Source organism: Cohnella sp., assembly GCF_041641335.1.
Lineage (GTDB): Bacteria > Bacillota > Bacilli > Paenibacillales > Paenibacillaceae > Cohnella.
This window is the reverse complement of sequence record NZ_JBEPYQ010000025.1, coordinates 1-20,418: the sequence shown is the minus strand read 5'-3', so window position 1 is coordinate 20,418 and position 20,418 is coordinate 1. Positions and strand designations below refer to the sequence as shown.

At 55.1% G+C, this 20,418-nt stretch carries 15 protein-coding genes; 11 read left to right on the top strand and 4 right to left on the bottom strand.

Annotated features, from left to right (window positions below):
- The first annotated feature begins 38 nt into the window (after positions 1-38).
- A complete protein-coding gene (locus ACESLM_RS10435) occupies positions 39-1,118 on the top strand; it encodes a DUF294 nucleotidyltransferase-like domain-containing protein (RefSeq protein ID WP_372631507.1) in 1,080 nt (359 codons plus the stop codon).
- A gap of 41 nt (positions 1,119-1,159) precedes the next feature.
- Complete coding sequence (locus tag ACESLM_RS10430; RefSeq protein ID WP_233162707.1) at positions 1,160-1,867, top strand: exonuclease domain-containing protein; 708 nt, start codon at positions 1,160-1,162, stop codon at positions 1,865-1,867.
- On the opposite strand, the gene ACESLM_RS10425 is transcribed toward ACESLM_RS10430, so the two are convergent.
- Together ACESLM_RS10425 and ACESLM_RS10420 are read right to left on the bottom strand one after the other, a co-directional pair.
- Entirely contained in the window at positions 1,800-2,276 is a 477-nt protein-coding gene (locus ACESLM_RS10425) for a M67 family metallopeptidase (protein ID WP_372631506.1), read from the bottom strand. The genes ACESLM_RS10430 and ACESLM_RS10425 overlap by 68 nt on opposite strands.
- Before the next feature lie 57 nt (positions 2,277-2,333).
- A complete protein-coding gene (locus ACESLM_RS10420) occupies positions 2,334-3,638 on the bottom strand; it encodes an MFS transporter (protein WP_372631505.1) in 1,305 nt (434 codons plus the stop codon).
- A 195-nt stretch (positions 3,639-3,833) separates the two neighbouring features.
- On the opposite strand from ACESLM_RS10420, the gene ACESLM_RS10415 reads away from it, so the two are divergent.
- Positions 3,834-4,409: a TlpA family protein disulfide reductase gene (locus ACESLM_RS10415; RefSeq protein WP_372631504.1), complete on the top strand. Its 576-nt coding sequence runs from the start codon at positions 3,834-3,836 to the stop codon at positions 4,407-4,409.
- 145 nt (positions 4,410-4,554) lie between these two features.
- On the opposite strand, the gene ACESLM_RS10410 is transcribed toward ACESLM_RS10415, so the two are convergent.
- Positions 4,555-5,406 (bottom strand): aldo/keto reductase, encoded by an 852-nt coding sequence (locus ACESLM_RS10410; RefSeq protein ID WP_372631503.1) that lies wholly within the window; start codon positions 5,404-5,406, stop codon positions 4,555-4,557.
- A gap of 171 nt (positions 5,407-5,577) precedes the next feature.
- On the opposite strand from ACESLM_RS10410, the gene ACESLM_RS10405 reads away from it, so the two are divergent.
- Positions 5,578-6,018: a MerR family transcriptional regulator gene (locus tag ACESLM_RS10405; protein ID WP_372631502.1), complete on the top strand. Its 441-nt coding sequence runs from the start codon at positions 5,578-5,580 to the stop codon at positions 6,016-6,018.
- A gap of 139 nt (positions 6,019-6,157) precedes the next feature.
- Here ACESLM_RS10405 and cimA read toward each other — a convergent pair whose 3' ends face one another.
- Positions 6,158-7,771 carry a citramalate synthase gene (cimA, locus tag ACESLM_RS10400; RefSeq protein ID WP_372631501.1) on the bottom strand — a complete coding sequence of 538 codons (1,614 nt, stop codon included), beginning with the start codon at positions 7,769-7,771 and terminating at the stop codon, positions 6,158-6,160.
- A 133-nt stretch (positions 7,772-7,904) separates the two neighbouring features.
- Here cimA and ACESLM_RS10395 point away from each other — a divergent pair, with 133 nt between their 5' ends.
- From ACESLM_RS10395 to cysI, 7 genes are all read left to right on the top strand, one after another.
- Complete coding sequence (locus ACESLM_RS10395; protein ID WP_372631500.1) at positions 7,905-9,185, top strand: DNA polymerase IV; 1,281 nt, start codon at positions 7,905-7,907, stop codon at positions 9,183-9,185.
- Positions 9,186-9,321: 136 nt separating this feature from the next.
- Positions 9,322-9,558, top strand: coding sequence for a ferredoxin (locus tag ACESLM_RS10390; RefSeq protein ID WP_372631499.1), 237 nt, complete (start codon positions 9,322-9,324; stop codon positions 9,556-9,558).
- Between the two features lie 183 nt (positions 9,559-9,741).
- Entirely contained in the window at positions 9,742-11,574 is a 1,833-nt protein-coding gene (locus ACESLM_RS10385; RefSeq protein WP_372631498.1) for a CHASE2 domain-containing protein, read from the top strand.
- A gap of 79 nt (positions 11,575-11,653) precedes the next feature.
- Positions 11,654-14,650 (top strand): FecR domain-containing protein, encoded by a 2,997-nt coding sequence (locus ACESLM_RS10380; RefSeq protein ID WP_372631497.1) that lies wholly within the window; start codon positions 11,654-11,656, stop codon positions 14,648-14,650.
- Positions 14,651-14,677: 27 nt separating this feature from the next.
- A complete protein-coding gene (locus ACESLM_RS10375; RefSeq protein WP_372631496.1) occupies positions 14,678-16,255 on the top strand; it encodes a stalk domain-containing protein in 1,578 nt (525 codons plus the stop codon).
- A 225-nt stretch (positions 16,256-16,480) separates the two neighbouring features.
- Positions 16,481-18,325: an assimilatory sulfite reductase (NADPH) flavoprotein subunit gene (locus ACESLM_RS10370; RefSeq protein ID WP_372631495.1), complete on the top strand. Its 1,845-nt coding sequence runs from the start codon at positions 16,481-16,483 to the stop codon at positions 18,323-18,325.
- A gap of 34 nt (positions 18,326-18,359) precedes the next feature.
- Positions 18,360-20,075: an assimilatory sulfite reductase (NADPH) hemoprotein subunit gene (gene cysI / locus ACESLM_RS10365; protein ID WP_372631494.1), complete on the top strand. Its 1,716-nt coding sequence runs from the start codon at positions 18,360-18,362 to the stop codon at positions 20,073-20,075.
- The last annotated feature ends 343 nt before the right edge of the window (positions 20,076-20,418 follow it).

The following is a 20,418-nucleotide window of genomic DNA, read 5'->3' as shown; positions in this document are numbered from 1 at the left end:
ATTGTCCGCCGGCGCAATCACAGGAGGGTATAGACCGCATGCACAATCCCATCGGGGAAAAGCGGTGGCTAGACATCGCCTGCGCCGACAATCTCGACCAACTGAAGTCGGCAAGGGAGAGGGAGCAGCGTCTGCTCGAGGATGAGCTGGCTTCCTCTCCCTCCGACGAGGCGATCGTAACGCTGAACGAACTTCACGATGCGTTGATTGCCCGAGTGCTTATGCTGGCGGAAAACGATTTGGCACGGTCGGGGCTTGGCGCTCCTCCCGTGCCTTATGCGTATATGCTTTATGGCAGCGGCGGTCGGTTCGAGCAGACGATGCATAGCGATCAGGACAGCGGCCTTGTGTACGCGGATGCGACAAACGAGGCGGAAGAGGAACGCAACCGGATTTATTTTCTGAAATTGGCCGAAACGGCGGTCGAGCATCTGATCGCGATCGGCTATCCCCCTTGCGAAGGCAACGTGATCGCATCCAATCCGGCATGGTGCATGTCTCTGACGGAATGGGCGGCGAGAATTGCGAGCTGGTTCGCCGAGCCAAGCTGGGAGAATGTTCGTTACTTGCTCATCGCGGCCGACGCGCGGACGATATGGGGAGACGCGAGCTTGGCGGATCGGCTGCGCAGCCGCTATTTCGGCGATCTGCTCGGTCATCCGGTGATCGAACGCAGAATGCTCGAGAATACGCTGCGGCACAAAGTTCTGATCGGCGTATTCGGTCAATTGCTGACGGAGAGATACGGGGAAAACGCGGGAAGCCTGGACATTAAATACGGAGCCTATATTCCGATGGTGAACGCCTTCCGGCTGCTGGCCATGCGCGCCGGCATTCGCGAGACGAGCACCTTGCGGCGAATCGACGCGCTTCGGGAAGAAGACCTGCTGGACATGGAAGAGGCGATGGAGGCCAAGGAAGCTTTCGGTCTGTTCTTGAAGTTGAGAATGTTCACGTCGGTGGCCGTCGAGGACGGGCACCTGGTCGGCACGGGCAAGCTTCCGGCGAGCAAGCTGACCAAGGAGATGATCGCTCCTCTGAAGAAGGCGCTGAAGACGGGCAACAAAATTCAGCGCAAGGTGCAGAAGGAGCTGCAGTACCGGTTTGGCGGGAGGTGAAAGCGGTGAAAGATCCCAAGGATACGAATTCGAGAGGACGAATGTGGAACCTGTACAAGATGGGCGGACTGACTCCGGCGATCGCGTCGATGTTCGGTTCGGCCAACGCGCAGCAGATGGCCTTCATCCGCTCGATGTCCAGGGAGCAACGCAAGGAAAGCGCGCTCGAAATGCAGCTGTCCGAAATGGATGCGGTCGTGTTCGACTTGGAGACGACCGGATTCTACCCATACAACGGCGATGAAATCTTGTCGATCGGCGGAGTCATTATTCGCGGAGGAAGCTTCGAGGAAACCGAACCGTTCTATCAGTTGGTCAATCCGAAGCGCAAAATTCCGCGTCACATTACGGAGCTGACCGGAATCACGAACGAGATGGCGGAGAACGCTCCGGATTTGATGCAGGTGCTGCACGACTTTATGGACTTTATTGGCAAAAGGGTGCTCATCGCGCACGGCAGCGGTCACGACAAGCAGTTTCTTAACAGCGCGCTCTGGCGGACGTCGAAAGTCAACCTGACGCACCGGATTCTCGATACGATGATGATCGCCAAATGGCTGGAGCCGAAGGCGATCCATTACGGGCTGGACGAAGTGCTGGACCGGTACGGCGTCGAGGTGACGGAGCGGCACCATGCGCTGCACGATTCGATGATGACCGCCAAGCTTTACTTCAAGTTTCTCAAACAGATTCTGGATCGGCAAGTGATGACGCTGGGGGAGCTGTACGCCTACTTGAGCCGTCACTGACGATCTCGAGGGGGAGTCGGCTCCAGCGAGTTTCCGGTTTCGGCGCGTACACTCCGATCTCATGACCGGCCTCGGTCAGCCCGACAATCCAATACGTCATCCAAGGAACGAATCCTGCGAGATCGCTCTCGCTGGGGACGACCGTTCCGGACGGATGGCTGTGAAACAAACCGACGATTTCGCGTTGGTTTTTTTGCACTTCGAAGAAGATTTCGATCCAATCCTTGGGGTGAAAAGAAAACTGCGTTGCCGGACGGCCCGCAGCGTTGCGAATGAGACGAAACCCGCTTGCTTCGATAACCCCGCCCGTTACCGTCCCCAAGATCACTCCGCACGATTCGAAGGGCAGGCGGCTGCGCGCCGTATGCACGAGTTCATTTTCTAACCCGACGTCTATTCTGGCTTTCATTCGTCTTCCCCTCCACCATCGAGTATGAGCGATCATGGCGGAAGTGGCAATCCCCGTTCATTGCACCTGCTTGCCGGGTTTGACCAGGAAGAAGACGAGCGCCAGCGCGGCCAGAGCCAGCGCAGATACCGTGACGAACACGATCGTGTGCGACTTGGCCATCAACCAGCCGAACAGCGGGGGACCGACGGCGACTCCGAAAAACCGCAAGCTGCTGTAAAGCGATGTGATCATGCCTCGCTCCGCTTTGTCCACCGCCCCCGTAATCATCGTATTCAGGCAAGGAAGAAGCAGTCCGGTGCCGATGCTGCTGACGGTGAGCAGCCCGATGAACACATACAGATTCGCATTGAACCAGATGGCCAGCGCCAAGGAGGCCGTCATCATGGCGAGTCCTATATTCATCAACAGACGGATGAGCACGCCGTTCTTGCGAATGACGGCGCCCGTCGCGTAGGCGGTCGTCACCATTCCGAACAGGGGGATAGCGAGAACGAGTCCTTTGCGAACGCCCTCGATCGAATAGGGAGGCTTCTCCAGAATGTCCGACAAGAAAAAAAGCACCCCGAACAAAATAAACAGCGCAAGCGATCCCGCGAAAAAGGAAGAAATCAGCCAGCGGCCTCGGTCGGCGAAAATCTGTCGGACGGAGCGGAGGTACTGGGAGATCGGTTTCGGTTCGTTCTGCCGCTTCGGTTCCTTGATCAGAAAAAGAACGCCGAGCAGGGAGAGGAGGCAGAAGACGGGAAACGCGAAAAAGGCGGCATACCAGACGATGAGCGCAAGCAGAGAACCGAGAATGGGGCTGACCACTTTCCCTGTTCCGTTAGAGGCTTCAATTAGTCCGAGCGCCCGGCTTTCCTCGCCGTCCTTGTACAAGTCGCCTACGAGCGCCATGGCGATGGGCGCGGTGCCGGCGGCGCCGATGCCTTGAAGCGCTCTGGCGGCGATGAGCACGCCGTAAGAATCCCAGATCGCTCCGAAGCCCGCCAGCACGCCGGCGCTTCCGTAAACGATAAGAGAAGGAACGATGACGGCTTTGCGGCTGAATCGATCGGACAAATAGCCGGCGACTGGAATAATGAGCGCCGCCGCGAAGGAAAACAAACTGATGACCAAGCTGGTCTGGAATTGGGAGATGCCGAGCTCTTGGCGAAGCGTCGGCAGAATCGGGACGAGCATAGAATTGCCGAGCACGAGCACAAGGGGGACGGTGGACAGGGCGACGTACTCCAGCGATTTACTCTTGGGACGGTCGGGCTTGGCTGATGTCGATGAGGTCGCTGGGCGATCGTCTTCGGCGTCGAGGTCGCTTGTGAACGTGACGGACAGCTTGCGTCGGGATTTCGTGGTCGCGGACACTTCTGCACCTCCTTAAGTCGGCTTGTCGCGATGGCCGCAGATGCCCTTTAAGTTTCCCTGGGGGCCGGGACGGTATGCGCCGCGCGCAACCTTCCGACTGCTTAAGTTCATGAATCCGACACGGGTACCGCATGGAATGGGATTGGGAAATGGGGTAAGATAGAGGAAACATCTTAACTTGAAAGAGTGAGATCCTTGAAGAGAAATCTGGTTATTTTGCTCATAGCGGTTATCGCCGTAGCCGGCGTTTGGATATGGGACGGAAGCGGCAAGAGCGCCTCCTCGGGCCAGCCCGCGGAAGCGTCGGGTCGGGCGCTCGGCGACATTCCCGCCAAGCCCGCGCCGAAGGCGAATCACTTCGCGCCGGAATTCAGCTTGAACGAGCTGGACGGAACGGGCTCCTACAGCGTAGGGGGCAAGCGGGATAAGGCGCTGATCATCAACTTCTGGGCGGCTTGGTGCGGTCCTTGCGAAGTGGAAGCGCCGGATCTGAAGGAAATTTATGAAGACCATCAGGCGCAATTGGATCTGTACGCGATTAACGCGACCAATTACGATCGGGTAAGAGCGGCCAAAGACTTCGTGAAGGAGCAGGGCTTCGTGTTTCCCGTCTTGACCGACGCGGAAGGAGTGGCCGGAGATCTGTACAAAATAACGGGGTATCCGGTCAGCTTTATTATCGACAGGGACGGCGTCATACGCCACCGGATCGAAGGCATTATCGACCGCAAGGAATGGGATAAGCTGCTTAAGGATGTGCTCGTGTCCTAGGCGGGCCATGCGGACAGGTTGAGAGCGTTTCAGGGGATGCAAGCGCGCAAAGGGATTTCCGCGAAGATCGAACAAGCCGATCGGGAAGCGGGAATCCCTTTTGTATGCGATGCATTCTGCAATAACGTTTTCGGTTTGACTAAGGCTAAAGATCGACTCTCAAGGTGCCCAACATCTTGGCGAACTTCGGATCATGGTAGGATAAGAAATGAGTTTTCCCCGTATCAAGATCAGAAATTAGTTTCATATCCTCCGGACTCAACTCAAAATCGAAAATGTCTATATTTTCGATGATCCGCTCCTTACGCACCGATTTTGGAATAACAACGATATTCCGCTGAACAAGCCAACGCAGGATGACTTGAGCGACAGATTTGCTATATTTCTTGCCGATCGCATCAAGCACTTCGTTACTGAACATATTGCCCAATCCTTCAGCGAACGGCGCCCACGACTGATGCTGCACACCCTGCTCTTTCATAAAAGCCGCGCTCTCAATCTGCTGGTAGAAAGGGTGCGTTTCTACCTGGTTGACGGCGGGCACAATTTCGTTATGCACAATGAGGTCCATCAGACGGTCCGGCAGGAAATTGCTGACACCAATTGCCTTGATTCTGCCTTCGCGGTACAGTTCCTCCATCGCACGCCAAGCGCCGTAATAATCGCCGAAAGGCTGGTGAATCAGGTACAGATCGAGATAGTCGAGCTGTAACTTCTTCAGTGACTTGGAGAATGCCAGCTTGGCACTTTCGTAGCCGGCGTCCTGAATCCAAAGCTTAGTCGTGATGAACAGTTCTTCGCGCGATAGGCCGCTGCGTTTTATTGCACGCCCGACCGCTTCTTCGTTCAAGTAACCGGCTGCGGTATCGATCAGGCGGTAACCTGCCATCAGCGCTTCATATACCGCATGCTCGCATTCATCTGCATCGGGAATTTGATAAACACCGAAGCCGATGATGGGCATTTTCACACCGTTGTTCAATGTTACAGTTTGCATGGTAATTCCTCCCATTGTTCAAATGATATCGGCAAACAGCCTTTGTAATCCTCATATACGTACCGCATCGGGGATTTCGCTTATGGCTGATTTGCACTATAATTAGCTTACTTCCTTCGTGTAACACGAAGGCAAGCCGTCTTTAGATCTCTTTTTTAAGGGAGGATACTCATGCATACAGTTAAAGAAGCAGCCTTGATCACGGGACTCACCGAGCACGCCGTGCGTTTTTACACGGACAAAGGATTGGTGCCCAGCGTACAGCGCAATCATAATAATACCAGGATGTTCGATGAAGAATCGATTAATTGGCTGCATGGCGTCAAATGCCTTAAACAATCCGGAATGCCGGTTGAGGCAATTAAAACGTATATCGACCTCTGCCTCAAAGGAGAATCAACCCTGCCGCAACGAAGCGCACTCATGAAGGAGCATAAGAAGACGGCGCTAGCCAAGCTTGAAGAAGCCAAACGACACGTTGCCCACTTGGAAGAAAAAACAGCCCTCTATCAGGCGATTCTTGAACATCGCACACCAGACACGACGAATCCTGGAGACTGGCACAGAATTCGGCATATGCATGCTGAGGTGTTCTATTCGCCTTCTGTGTGAAGGAGTGAAGAGAGGTTTGTAGCTCGGAATGGATCGTCACGCTTCCGGGGAAAAGAATCATGGAAGGCTCAATGAGGTTACTGCGAGAAATAGCGACTTGTCCCGGCAAAAGCAAAAAGAGAGGCCGAAGCCTCTCTCGTCAATGATTGACCAGTCCGTTCGTCTGTACCAGCTCGGAGGCGGCGACGGAATCCTTGTCCATGCCGATCAGGGCGTAGCGGATACTGTCGACAAGCGCTTCCCAGCTGGCCTCGATCACGTTGGAGGACACGCCTACCGTACTCCATGTATCCTTGAAGTTCGTGGACTCGATAAGCACGCGAACCTTCGCCGCCGTGGCGTCTTTCTCGTCCAGTACGCGCACCTTGTAATCGGACAGGTGAATGTCGCGGATACCCGGATAAAACTGCACGAGCGCTTTGCGAAGCGCATTGTCGAGCGCATTGACCGGACCGTTGCCCTCCGCTACCGTATACACTTGCTCTCCGGCTACATTGACTTTTACGACCGCCTCGGTCGTCATTTGGCCTGCATTTCTCCCGACCGTGATCTTGAAAGAATCGACGGAGAAAATTTGCACGGCATCGCCGTAGGCGTCTCTGAGCAGCAGTTCGAGGGAGGCGTCCGCTCCTTCGAATTGGTAGCCTTGATGCTCCAGCTCCTTGATCCGGTCGATGACGTCGCGGGACTTCATGCCTTCCGGATTGACGTCGAGTCCCAGTTCCTGAGCTTTGGACAAAATGTTGCTCTGGCCCGCAAGCTCGGACACGAGAACCCGCTGCTTGTTGCCGACGAGGTGGGGCTGGATATGCTCGTACGTTTTCGAGTCCTTCATGATCGCGGAGACGTGGATTCCGCCCTTGTGCGCGAATGCCGCGTTGCCGACGTACGGTTGATTAACCGGCATGATGACGTTGGCGATCTCGCTCACGTACCGCGCTACTCCGGTAAGCGACTTAAGCTGCTCGTCGCTGACGCATTCATAGCCCATCTTAAGCTGCAAGGTCGGGATGATCGAGCAGAGGTTGGCGTTGCCGCAGCGTTCGCCGTATCCGTTGATCGTTCCTTGAATTTGGCGCGCGCCGGCCGTAATCGCCGCCAGCGTATTCGCTACGGCAAGCTCGCAATCGTTATGCGTATGGATGCCGATAGGAGCGTCGATAACCGACGCGACCCGGGAGACGATCTCGCGGATCTCGTTCGGCAGAGTGCCTCCGTTCGTATCGCAGAGGACGATCCAGGCTGCTCCGGCTTCTTTGGCCTTGGCCAGGGCGGACAAGGCGTAATCCGGATTCGCCTTGTAGCCGTCGAAGAAGTGCTCGGCGTCGAACAGCGCTTCCATCCCGCTGCGCTTCACGTAAGCGAGCGATTCGTAGATCATCGCCAGGTTTTCTTCCAGCGTCGTCTGCAGGGCGGTGTGAACGTGGAAGTCCCACGTCTTGCCGACCAGCGTCGCCGCCTGCGCCCCGGATTCCGTCAGATGCTTCAAGTTGACGTCCTGCTCGCAAGAGCTGAGCTTCCTGCGGGTGCTGCCGAATGCCGTTAACTTTGCTTGCAGCTTCAACTCGCGGACGCGACGAAAAAACTCGATATCCTTGCTGTTGCTGCCGGGGTTGCCGCCTTCGATATAATGGACGCCCAGTGCGTCGAGCTTCAGGGCGATTTTTACCTTGTCCTCGGCGGTTAGGCTGATCCCTTCGCCTTGCGTGCCGTCGCGCAAAGTCGTATCGAAAATACAAAGTGGAGTAGACATGCGTTACCGGAAAGCCTCCTTAAAAGTAAAAACAGGTGAAACTATTATACCATGGTTGGCATTAAATGTAGAGAGCGCGGTTCGTTGCGGCCATGTTCGGATCCTTTGTATAATAAGGAAACGGACAGGAGGGATGGATGTGAGCGCAAACGAGGGCAAGGGGCGGATCATTCTGCATATCGACATGAACGCGTTTTACTGCTCTGTTCATGCCGCCGAAGAGCCGAGTCTTTACAGAGGAAAACCGACCGCGGTCGCCGGCAGCGTCGAGCTGCGCAAAGGGATCGTCGTCACCAGTTCCTACGAAGCCCGGGCGCGGGGCGTTCGGACGGGAATGACCGTTCGGCAGGCGCTCAGCGCCTGCCCGGACCTGATGGTCATCTCTCCGGATTTCGATCTATACCGGAAATACAGCCGCGGCTTCATGCGCATCGCGGGCAGTTTTACGCCCCTGGTGGAGGCCGTATCGATCGACGAATGCTTCTTGGACATTACCGGCAGCTCGCAATTCGGCACGCCGATGGAAATTGCCGAGACGATCGCCCGGAGAGTGCAGGGGGAGCTTTCTCTCCCTTGCTCAATCGGGATAGCCCCGAACAAGCTGCTGGCCAAGATGGCATCCGATATGCGCAAGCCCAGCGCGATAACGATCTTGCGGAGGCGCGATATGCCGTCGCTCCTGTGGAATAGACCTTGTCAGACGCTGTACGGCGTCGGCTCCCGCACGGCGGATAAACTATTGAAGCTCAACATTCGCACGATCGGGGAGCTCGCCGGCGCCGACGAGAAGATGCTGGTGGACCGATTCGGCGTATACGGCACATGGATGAAAAACGCGGCTAACGGCCTCGACGAGTCGCCGGTCCAGCCGCTTCACGAAGCGCCCAAGTCGATCGGCCATACGACGACGCTTCCGGCGGATCTGACCGAGCGCGACCAGTATCGCAGAGTGCTGCTTAATCTGGCGGATCAGACGACCCGGAGGCTCCGGCGTCAGCGGATGGTGTGCCAGACCGTGCAGATTACGATTCGGGACCCGGATATGCGTACGATTACGCGTTCGCTTACGCTGACCGTGCCGACGGAGACGGCCGGCGACGTATACGAGTTGGCCTGCAAGCTGATGGACGCGCATTGGAAGGAGGGCAAGCCGGTCAGGCTGCTCGGAATTACGCTGCAAAGCTTGTCTCCGAAAAAGGATACGCCGCTCCAGCTCGATCTGTTCACTTACGAGGAGGAGCCCAAGAAGATGAGGTTGCTGACCGCCATGGATACGCTCAGAGACAAATTCGGCGAGGGAGCGGTGCTCACCGCGGGAATGCTGGGAGACGATCCGTCGACGCTTATTCGCAATAAGAAGCTGAGGGGGACATCCCTGCAAAAAGATTTTTTGCGGGAACGTTCCGACGATTGAGCAAGGCCGGGATAAAGCGGAACTCCGGGCGAGACAATCTGTATTTTCGTTTGATCTTGGCCAGGTTTTGTATTATATTGAACATTAGCGGGACTACTTTCGTACGCAACACTGATTGAAAATAGGAGGTTATCACATGGCTAAGTTTACCTACGTAGACAAAGACACATGCATCGCTTGCGGCGCTTGCGGAGCGACGGCGCCGGACATTTACGATTACGACGATGAAGGCCTTGCCGAGGTGATCTACGCCAACGATGGCAACCACGGAAACACCGCAATTCCGGAAGATCTTTACGACGATCTGCAAGATGCATCCGACGGATGCCCGACGGATTCGATCAAAATCGCGGACTCACCGTTTAATATGTAATAACTGAAGCGCGCAGAGAGCTCTTGACTGGGACCACGGACCCAGATGAGAGCTCTCTTTGTCATGCAATCTATGACTGGCGTCATGAAAGTCACTTTTTAGACAAAAAGCAACATAAAGCCTTTTACCTAAGGTATAATAGAGGCAAACTGGTATCTTTTACATAGGCGGGCGGGGTGGAGTTTGAAAGGGAAAATTAAAAGAATAGCGATCGCGCTTAATGTCGTTCTTCTGCTCGGATTAATTCTCATCCATCAATCGGGAGCTTTGCAGAAAATCGATATTTTGCTGTTTGATTACGATATGAAGGCTGCGGCGGACCATCGGCCGGATCCGAGTATCGTGATGGTCGCGATCGACGATGCGTCGCTCGCGGAGCTGGGCAGATTTCCTTGGGATCGGGCGGTATACGCTCCGTTCCTGGCGAATTTGAACCAGGAAGGGAACGAGCCGAAGGCGATCGCGTTCGATATTATATTCGGCGAGGCAAGCGATAATCCGGACGGTGATATGGCGTTCGCAGAGGCGCTGGCTTCCTATTCGAACGTCATTTTACCCGTAACGGGAATTATGGGCGACCATTTCAGCACTTCCGTCGTCAGACGCGACGAATATATTCAGGCGCAAGGAATTGTTAAGCCTTATGAGCGGTTTGCCGAGCTTGTCCAATTGGCCCACATTAATCGCGTAGTGACCAAGGACGGCGTCATCCGCCAAACCTGGCTCAACATTAAGGGACCCGAAGGGGAGATCGTTCCTTCCCTGGCCTGGAAAGCCGCGGAGATGGCAGGGGCGGATCTGAGCGGGTACGCGGATCTTACCGATCCGAAGAAATTTGGAGAACCGGTCGCGAAGAACACGATGACGATCGATTATCATCTGTCGACCGACGATTTTCTCACGGTGTCTTTCATAGACGTGCTGAACGGCGAGCTGCCTCCCGATCTGTTCAAGGATTCCATCGTCATCGTAGGGTTTACGGCGGTCGGTTTAACCGGGGACGGAGGACAGGATACGGGCGCATCTCCGATCGAGAAAAACTTCAAGCTTATGTACGCGCACGGAAATATTGTCAATCAGCTGCTGAAAGGCTCGGAGGTCTCTTACATACCGAACTGGGCGGAGCTGACGTTAGCGCTTATTCTGTTTCTTCTATTTATCTATCTGCCATGGAGATTGAAAAATATATATTCTATTCTATTGTTCTTGACCGTATTAGCAGCCGTATTGTACGGACAGTACGCGCTCTATCAGACAGCCGCGCTGCACGCGAACGTCGTCCTGGGCCTGCTTGCCATGCTGCTCGCTTACTTGGCGAACGTTTCTCTTAAGTCTTATATGGACAGCACGCAAAAAAGCTTCGTCACCCGGCAGTTCGGACGCTACATTTCTCCGGATCTCGTCAAGCAGATCGTGGCCCAGGACATCGAGATCAAGCTGGGCGGGGATTTGAAGCACATCACGATACTGTTCCTCGATATTCGCGGATTCACGCCGCTGTCCGAGAAGCTGGCGCCTGCCGAACTCGTCGATACGCTGAATACGATGTTCAACATGATTACGGAGACGACGCTGCGCAATTCGGGGACGATCGATAAGTTTATCGGCGATGCCGCGATGATCTTGTTCAACGCGCCCCTCGACGTGGCGGAGCATGAACGCATGGCCGTTCAGACGGCGTACGAAATTCAGCAAGGCATGAAGCAAATTCGCGAACAGATCATGGAGAAATACGAGTGCGAAGTCAACGTCGGAATCGGCATTCATACCGGTAACGTCGTCGTAGGCAATATCGGCTCTTATCTGAGGGTCGACTATACGGCGATCGGCGACAACGTCAACATCGCGGCGAGAATCGAATCGCAGACGAAGAAGGGACAAGTCCACGTCTCCGAGCAAGTCTACGAGCAGACGAAACGCTGGTTCCTGTTCGATGAAGGCGAAGACCGGATGTTTAAGGGCAAGTCTCATCCGATTCGGGTCTATGAACTGCTTGGACTGAAGGACGAGAAGTAAAGGTCGCTAACGGCCTTATACATCATTATAGGATTTGCAACTTAACAAAAACTGAACAAACGGGAGAGGAGCAATTCAAATGAAGAAATTAGTCGCTTATGCGCTTGGCTTGCTGTTGGTGGCATTGCCTTTGCTCGGCGTGTTGGCCCAAGAGGCCTCCGCGGCATCGTCCCGGGTCGCCGTCGTCAAGGAGCTTAAGGGCACGGTAAAAGTAAAGAAGTCCGGGGGCTCGAAAGAATTTACGGCGTTCGCCAAAATGAGCCTGAACGAAGGGGACATTCTGACGGTTGGAGCGGGAGGTTCCGCGGTGCTCCAGTTCGCCAACGGCTCGTCGGAAGACGACCAGATGGCGGTGTCCGCCAATACGACCCTGACGTTCTCCAAGCTTAAGGAAGGCAAAAACACGGTGACGAAAGTCAGCGTGCAGAACGGTTCGGTCTGGTCGACGGTCAAGTCGATCAAGAGCGCGAACGACGAGTTCACGCTGGAAACTCCGACCGCTATCATGGGCGTGCGGGGAACGAATCTGCTTGCCTCCGTTAATCCCGTGACGGGAGACACCAAATTCATAATCGCGTCGGGCGTTGGTCAGATCGTTCCTACGAACAAGCGGACGAATGCGACGCCTCCCAACTTTCTCGTTTTTCCAGGCCAACAAATCACGATCGACGATCGGAATCAAACGGACGAATTCCCGGATGAAGTCATTCCGGCAGATCTGTCTTCTTTCTTGAACAACGCTTCTCCGGCGATTATCGCGGCGATTCTCCAATCCAAAAACGCGATCGATCAAGAGAATGAGGAGTTCATCCAGAAGAAAAAGAAAGAGCTCGAGGACGGTCGGACCGATCCTGCTATCGGATTGAACACGCTCGACGATTTGAAACGAATTACCCCAAATTTGAACAACCTTGTCGCCAACGTGCTGCAAGAGGCTTTGAAATCTCAAAGAATCGCTCAAGCCGAGCTGCAAAAACTGATCGACGAAGCGAATCCGATGCTTAAGAACAAAATCGATCTCGCCAACACGCCTCCGCCAGCCTTGACGGAGCTCGAAAAGCGCAAGCAGGAGCTTCTTAAGCAGAAAGAGGAAGCCCGTCTGGAAGCGGCCAAGAAGCAGAAGGAAGCCGATCTGCAGCGTCAGCTCGACGAAATTATGAAAAAGCTGACTGATGACAAGAAAAAGCAGGAAGAAGCCAATCAGAAGGCCCTCGAGGAGAAGAAGAACAAGGCGAAAGAAGAATATGCCAAAAAGCTGGCCGAAGCGGAGAAGAAACGCTTCGAGGAAGAAAGCAAGAAGCGCGAGGAAGAGTTGAAAAATCGGGCTCCAACGCCAAGCGTCTCTCCGTCCCCGACAACGGGCGGGGGTGGGGGCGGAAGTCAGACTCCTACGCCTACGTCTACGCCGACACCTACGCCGACTCCGACAGCGATTGCTCCGTTTGACTTGTTCTTTAAAAGCATTGCATCTTCGGAAGTTGAACACAATTTCAACTACTATGGCTCGCAGACCAGTTATTCCTTCACGGTGAAGGACCACGTTCAGAAGGCAATAATTAAACGCAACACGACAACTGAGGAACAAGTCGTTTCTGTAAAATACAGATCCCAATCGGAATGCAACATTATCGAAGGATCAGACTACTGCTACGCGATTTACCAGGAAATAGGAACAGAGGGGTACAACGTTCCTCTGATCAAAGGTAGCAATAGTATTATCATCCAAACCTGGGCTCCCGGATCTCCTAACCAACCTACTGCCTCTGGAGAGAGTCAGGGTGCCACTCGGGAATATACGCTGGAAGTAATCAAGAGAGACACTCCTGAGGGGTTACTCGGATGGGATGTTGGAATTCCCTGGCATGAGTATGAATTAGAATGGGAAGTGACGGGGATCGACAAGTATGCCCTTGATCTTAACGAATATGGAGATTCTTATGCATTTCCCGAATTAGAACTGAGTTTGGATTTGGCGCCGGGCATTACGAAGGCGGAATTGACGTACGAAGATATTGCGGTCCAAGGACCACCTCATATTATTACCGTGACATGGACGGAGAGCGGAACGAAAACGATCAGTGAATTGACAGAGGGCTTCCTGCGCATGACCTTGGATCTGTATTCCGGAACGACCAAAAGCTACTCGAAGGAGCTATGGCTCATTAACGGTCATAGTGAAGTCGATGAATTCGAGCCTTTCCTGTTGCAAACCGGCAGCGGCCAAGCCATTGAATACCTAAGAGGCGATGAAGAAGATTACACATCATTGGAAGCTTTTATCGGGGAAGAGCTACCTACTATTTCGATTGAAACTACTGCCGAATCTAAGCTGAAAATAGCAAGCATCGAATCCATGGGCGAGGCTGTCGTTCGGAATCTTGGCAACGGCAAGTTTGAGATCGACCTGGAGACGGACATTTCGCGTCTTAGTATTACCGTAACGAATCTGACCGGGTACGGGGATGAGCACCATTATTGGTTTGATTTTGTACGTACTCCGACTGGAGTAAGCAGTTGGAAGTTTTATGAGGAAGGCTATGGCATGTATGCTGAAAAAGTTGGTAACTTGAATCGCTATTATGCACAGTTTTCTACTTCGTGGGTCCAATTGTATCTAGTACCGGAGGAGGCAGCCACGGTTTCCATTTTGAAAAACGGAGAGCCAATCTACCAGGACGAAGATTTCTATAATTTCGAATTAATCTCAGGGATTAACGTGTTTCAGCTAAAAACAACAATCGAAAACACGACGAAGGAGTATGAACTAGTCCTAGAAAATTACAGCGTGCCGCAAATCGAGCTGATCGAATTTTTGACCGAACCGATCGAGTCCTTGATAAACGGAAATACCTTATCTGTAACAATGATTGCTTCTTCAACGCTCGTACGGTTTGGAACCGACAATCGGTTCGTTCAAATCACCGGAAGCAACGGTCCGTTAGAGCTTGTCGAAGGACTGTATCAGCTTCTCCTGTTACCGGGATTAAATCAATTTACCGTAACGATTACACATCCGAGCACGTTGGAACAGCAAACGTTTGTATTGGAAATCACCAAATTGGAAGGCTCGGTGTAATTCATTTTTTACGAGGAGACTAATTGAATGAAAAGATTAATCAAACAAGCTCTGGCTGCGCCGCTAGCGCTCACCGTTGTGTTGTCTTTTGCTTCGTCCGCTGGAGCCGCGGCCCCAGGCTGGACCAAGTCAGCCAAGCTATACGAAGTCAGAACGTGGGCGGGACAAGTGGGAGTCGGACATGGCGATGGAGCGCTCGCCGAAGCGACGTTCTATCATCCGAAGTCGGCGGTTGCGCTTGCGAACGGGAAATTGCTTGTAGCCGATTCGTCCAACCACGGCTTAAGGACGCTGGATGCGGACAGGTCGGCTTTCTATGCGGGCTACTGGCTCGGCGAGGACGAGGCGGGCAACCCGATCGGCGGCTTGAACGACGATTCGGCCGATCGCGCCGCGTTCGCTTCTCCGGCCGGACTTGCCGTCGATGCGAAAGGCAACGTCTACGTGGCGGACAGCGGCAATCACGCGATCCGCAAGATCGCGCCTGACGGAACGGTAACGACGCTGGCTGGCAGCGGCATATTCGGTTCCGATGACGGCAAGGGAGCGGACGCGAAGTTCTTTAGCCCTTCCGACGTCGCCGTCGACAGCAAAGGCAACGTCTATGTGGCGGATACGCTGAACCACCTGATACGCAAAATCGCGCCGAACGGCACGGTAACGACGCTGAACGCGCCTTCGACCCGAGTGATCGAATACGTGCCGGGAGCGGTCGAAGACGCCGGGGATTTCCTGGACGGAGCGATCTCGTCGGCCAAATTCAACGAACCTAGCGGACTCGCGGTCGATGCGAAAGACAATCTATACGTGAGCGATCGCGGCAACCAGCGAATCAGATACGTCGATTTTGCTGCCGGTCAGGTGTCCACCGTTGCCGGAGGAGGAAGCTACGACGGCCCGAACGCTTACTTTGTTCAGGGAGATTACGCCGATGGAGCGGCGGCCGAGTCTCGCTTCAATTCTCCCGAAGGACTGGACGTAACCGAAGACGGAGCGATCGTCATCGCGGACAGCTTGAACCACGTCGTTCGGCTGCTGAAAGACGGCCGAGTCACGACGATCGCAGGCGTTCCGACCGAGCCCGGCTCCTTCAACGGAGTGACTTCGTTCGCGCAGTTCAATCGTCCGACCGACGTCGTCGCGCTTGCCGACGGCAGACTTGCGATCGTGGACGAGCACGGCAACAAAGTGCGCATCCTTCAGAAGTACGCCGCTCCGGCGAAGCTGCCCGCGAATCAAGGGTTAGCGGTGCTGCTCGACGGAAAGCTGGTGCCGACCGAAGTGCCGGCGCAATTGAAGTCCGGCGCCGTGCTGCTGCCAGTTCGCGACGTGGGCAAGGCGCTCGGCTACCAAGTCGGCTACGACCAGAAGACGGGAGAGGCGCTTCTCACCAAAAACGGAACCGTCTACGCGATCGCGGAAGGCAAGGATACCGTCAAGAAAACCGTTTCGGGCGCAAGCGCCGCGTTGAAGCTGAACGCGAAGACGGTTTCGATCAACGGCAGAATGTTCATTCCCGTTCGCTTCTTCGCCGACGAGAGCGGACTCGACATTCAATGGGACGCCGCGGCGAAGACCGTCGTTATCCGGAACAAGCAATTCTGATCTCAAGTCCACGCGGGCCGAGCAGCTCTGACCGAGCACTCGGCCTGTTTTTTTGTTGGGGAGACGTTGTCGTATTTTCGCGCATATTAGCTTATCTGATTAATGCTATAAGATCATTCTAATTGACCCGTCCCGCTGGCTGTGTTAGGTTCAATAAGTAAAATAAATTAAGTTAACATGAATACTAGGAATAACGACTAGCATACGCGCGTGAGGTGGATAACGTTGGTTCTTCAAGTAACGAACAGTCCTTTCGATCAGGAGCAAGCCGACCTGCTCAATCGGTTATTGCCCCGCTTAACGGAATCGCAGCGAATCTGGTTAAGCGGTTATTTATCGGCCTATTCCTCCGGAGCCGCCTTGGCCGCTCCGACGGCTGGCGTCCCGGCGGCTCTTGCAGTTGAGGCGGTTAGCGCGCCTGTCGCTCCGGCAGCGCCGAAGGAAGCGACCGTGCTCTTCGGATCGCAGACGGGCAACAGCAGCAAGCTGGCGAAAAAGCTGACGAAGAAGCTGGAAGAGCAAGGCTTGCAGGTTACGCTGGCTTCGATGAACGATTTCAAGCCGAATACGCTGAAGAACGTCAGCCAGCTGCTGATCGTGGTCAGCACGCACGGCGAAGGGGAGCCGCCGGACAGCGCTCTCGCCTTCCACGAGTTCCTGCACAGCAAGAGAGCGCCGAAGCTGGAGTCGCTCGGGTTCTCCGTGCTGGCGCTGGGCGATACATCCTACGAGTTTTTCTGCCAGACGGGCAAAGATTTCGATAAACGGCTGGAAGAGCTCGGCGGCAAGCGCCTCGTAGATCGCGTCGATTGCGACGTGGACTACGACGAGGCGGCCGAGCAGTGGATTGGACAGGTCGTATCCGCTCTTAGCGCGCCAGTCGCCGCTGCGGCCGGCGCTGCGGCTCCGTCCGCGGCAGCTTCGGGTATCGCGGTCGAGTCCGAATATACGAGATCGAATCCTTATCAAGCGGAAGTTCTCGAGAATTTGAACTTGAACGGACGCGGCTCCGACCGGGAGACGAGGCATTTGGAGATTTCCCTGGAAGGCTCCAATCTGCAATACGAGCCCGGCGACAGCTTGGGAATCTATCCGGAGAACGATCCGGAGCTGGTCGCCGAGCTGATCGAAGCGATGGGCTGGTCTGCCGCAGAGCAAGTCGCGGTAGGCAAGAACGGAGACAAGCTCCCGCTGGGCGAAGCGCTGCGGAAGCATTACGAGATTACGGTGCTGACGAAGCCTCTGCTGGAGCAGATCGCCAAGCTGGCGCCAAGCAGCGGAGTGGGCGACCTGCTGCAAGCAGGCAAGGAGCAGGAGCTCCGCGCTTATATCGCCGACCGGGATTTGCTCGACTTGGCGACGGATTACCCGCTCAAAGGCGTACCGGCCAGCGAGTTCACGACGGTTCTCCGCAAGCTGCCGGCCCGCTTGTATTCCATTGCAAGCAGCCCAAGCGCCTATCCGGGAGAAGTTCACGTGACGGTTCGTTCGGTGCGTTACGAAGCCCGCGCCCGCGCCCGCAAAGGCGTCTGCTCGGTGCATCTGGCCGAGAGAGTCGCGGCCGGCGATCCGCTTCCCGTTTTCGTACAGCAGAACGATAACTTTAAGCTTCCGCAGAACCCCGAGGCGCCGATCATCATGATCGGACCGGGCACCGGCGTCGCTCCGTTCCGGGCGTTCCTGGGCGAGCGCGAGGAGACCGGAGCAACGGGGAGATCGTGGCTCTTCTATGGAGATCAGCATTTCGCCACCGACTTCCTGTACCAGGTCGAATGGCAGCGCTGGCTGAAAGACGGCGTACTGACGCGCATGGACGTCGCCTTCTCCCGGGATACGGACCAGAAGGTGTACGTGCAGCACAGAATGCGGGAGAACGCCAAGGAACTCTACCAGTGGCTGCAGGACGGCGCGTACGTCTATGTGTGCGGGGACGAGAAAAAGATGGCGCACGACGTTCACCGGGCGTTGTTGGACATACTCGTGCAAGAAGGCGGCATGACGCCGGAGGCGGCGGGCGAGTACATGGCTCAGTTGCAGCAGCAGAAACGTTATCAGAGGGACGTCTATTAATTCGGTCCCGACGATCGCGAGAGGAGAATACAGAATGTCGGAAAATAACTTGATGAACCCGAACAGCGCTCCGCACAGCGATGTTGAAGATATTAAAGTTCGCAGCAACTATTTGCGCGGCGTGCTGGCCGAGGCGCTGGAGGATCGGATTACGGGCTCCATCCCGGAAGACGAGAACCGGCTGATGAAGTTTCACGGCAGCTATATGCAGGATGACCGCGACTTGCGCAACGAGAGGGCGAAGCAGAAGCTGGAACCGGCTTACCAGTTCATGCTCCGGATTCGCGCTCCCGGAGGCGTCGTGACGCCGGAGCAATGGCTCATGATGGACCGGATCGCGCAGCAATACGCCAACGGCTCGATTCGGTTGACGACCCGTCAATCGGTGCAGCTCCACGGCATTATCAAATGGAACATGAAGAAGACGATCCAGGAAATCAACGCTTCGCTGCTGACGACGCTGGCAGCCTGCGGCGACGTGAACCGGAACGTGATGGCGACGCCGAACCCGTATCAATCGGAAGTTCACTCCGAAGTGTACGAATGGTCTTCGCGCATCAGCCGTCATCTGGAGCCTCAGACGAACGCTTATCACGAAATCTGGCTCGACGGGGAGAAAGTCGTCGACACGAACGCGGAGCAGGAGCCGATCTACGGCCCGGTGTACTTGCCGCGGAAGTTCAAGATCGGGCTGGCCGTTCCTCCGACGAACGACGTCGACGTGTTTTCTCAGGATCTGGGCTTTATCGCCATCATCGAGAACGGCAAGCTGCAAGGCTTCAACGTGACGGTCGGCGGCGGCATGGGCATGACGCACGGGGATACGAAGACGTATCCGCAAGTGGCGCGCGTCATCGGCTTCTGCAAGCCGGAACAAGTCGTCGACGTCGCGGAGAAGACGGTGACGATCCAACGCGATTACGGAGATCGCGCCGTGCGCAAGCACGCGAGATTCAAGTATACGATCGACGATCGCGGCCTCGACTGGTTCAAGGACGAGCTGACCAAGCGGCTCGGCTGGAAGCTGGAAGAAGCGCGCGAATACCATTTCGACCACAACGGCGACCGCAACGGCTGGGTGAAGGGCATTAACGGCAAATGGCACTTTACGCTGTTCATTCAGAACGGACGCATCAAAGACGAAGAAGGTTATTCGCTGATGACTGGGCTGCGGGAGATCGCCCAGGTGCATACCGGAGATTTCCGGCTTACGCCGAACCAGAGCCTGATCATCGGCAACGTCAGCACGCAGAAGAAGAAAAAGATCGAGGCGCTGATCCAGACGTACGGACTCACGGACGGCAAGCACTACTCCGCGCTGCGGAGAAATTCGATGGCCTGCGTAGCCTTGCCGACGTGCGGTCTGGCGATGGCCGAGTCCGAGCGCTACTTGCCGGACCTGCTGGAGAAGATCGAGCCTATGCTGGAGAGCAACGGATTGCGCGACGACGATATCGTCATCCGCATGACCGGCTGCCCGAACGGCTGCGCCCGTCCCGCGCTCGCGGAGATCGCGTTCATCGGGAAAGCTCCCGGCAAGTACAACATGTACTTGGGCGGAGGCTTCGCCGGCCAGCGTCTGAACAAGCTGTACAAGGAAAATATCGGGGAGAAGGAAATTTTGGACTCCCTGTCGCCGATGCTCCAGCAATATGCGAAAGAGCGCAATGAAGGCGAACATTTCGGAGATTTCGTCATTCGGGCGGGACACGTCAAGGAAGTGCTGTCCGGCCAGGATTTCCACTCTTAATTTGAGCGGAGCTTTTCCGTAAGAAGCCAGGAAGCCGTAACCATCATCGCAAGTAGAAAAGGGGCTGTCCCATAAGTAGGGACGTACAAAATTATCGATGAAAAAAGTGGGTATCTATCTCCTGGAGACTGCCTCATACGGTCCTGAAATCACCTATTCACGGGCTTACCGTTCCCATTTCAGGATCGTATAGCATCGGAAGGAGATAGATGCCCATAAACAACCATTCATCGATAATTGTTCGGTACGTCTCTTTTTACTTATGGGACAACCCCGTTCTTATTCCTCGATGATTTTAGCTGCCTGACTTGCGGAAAAGCTCCGTTCTGTTTGTACTTTAGAA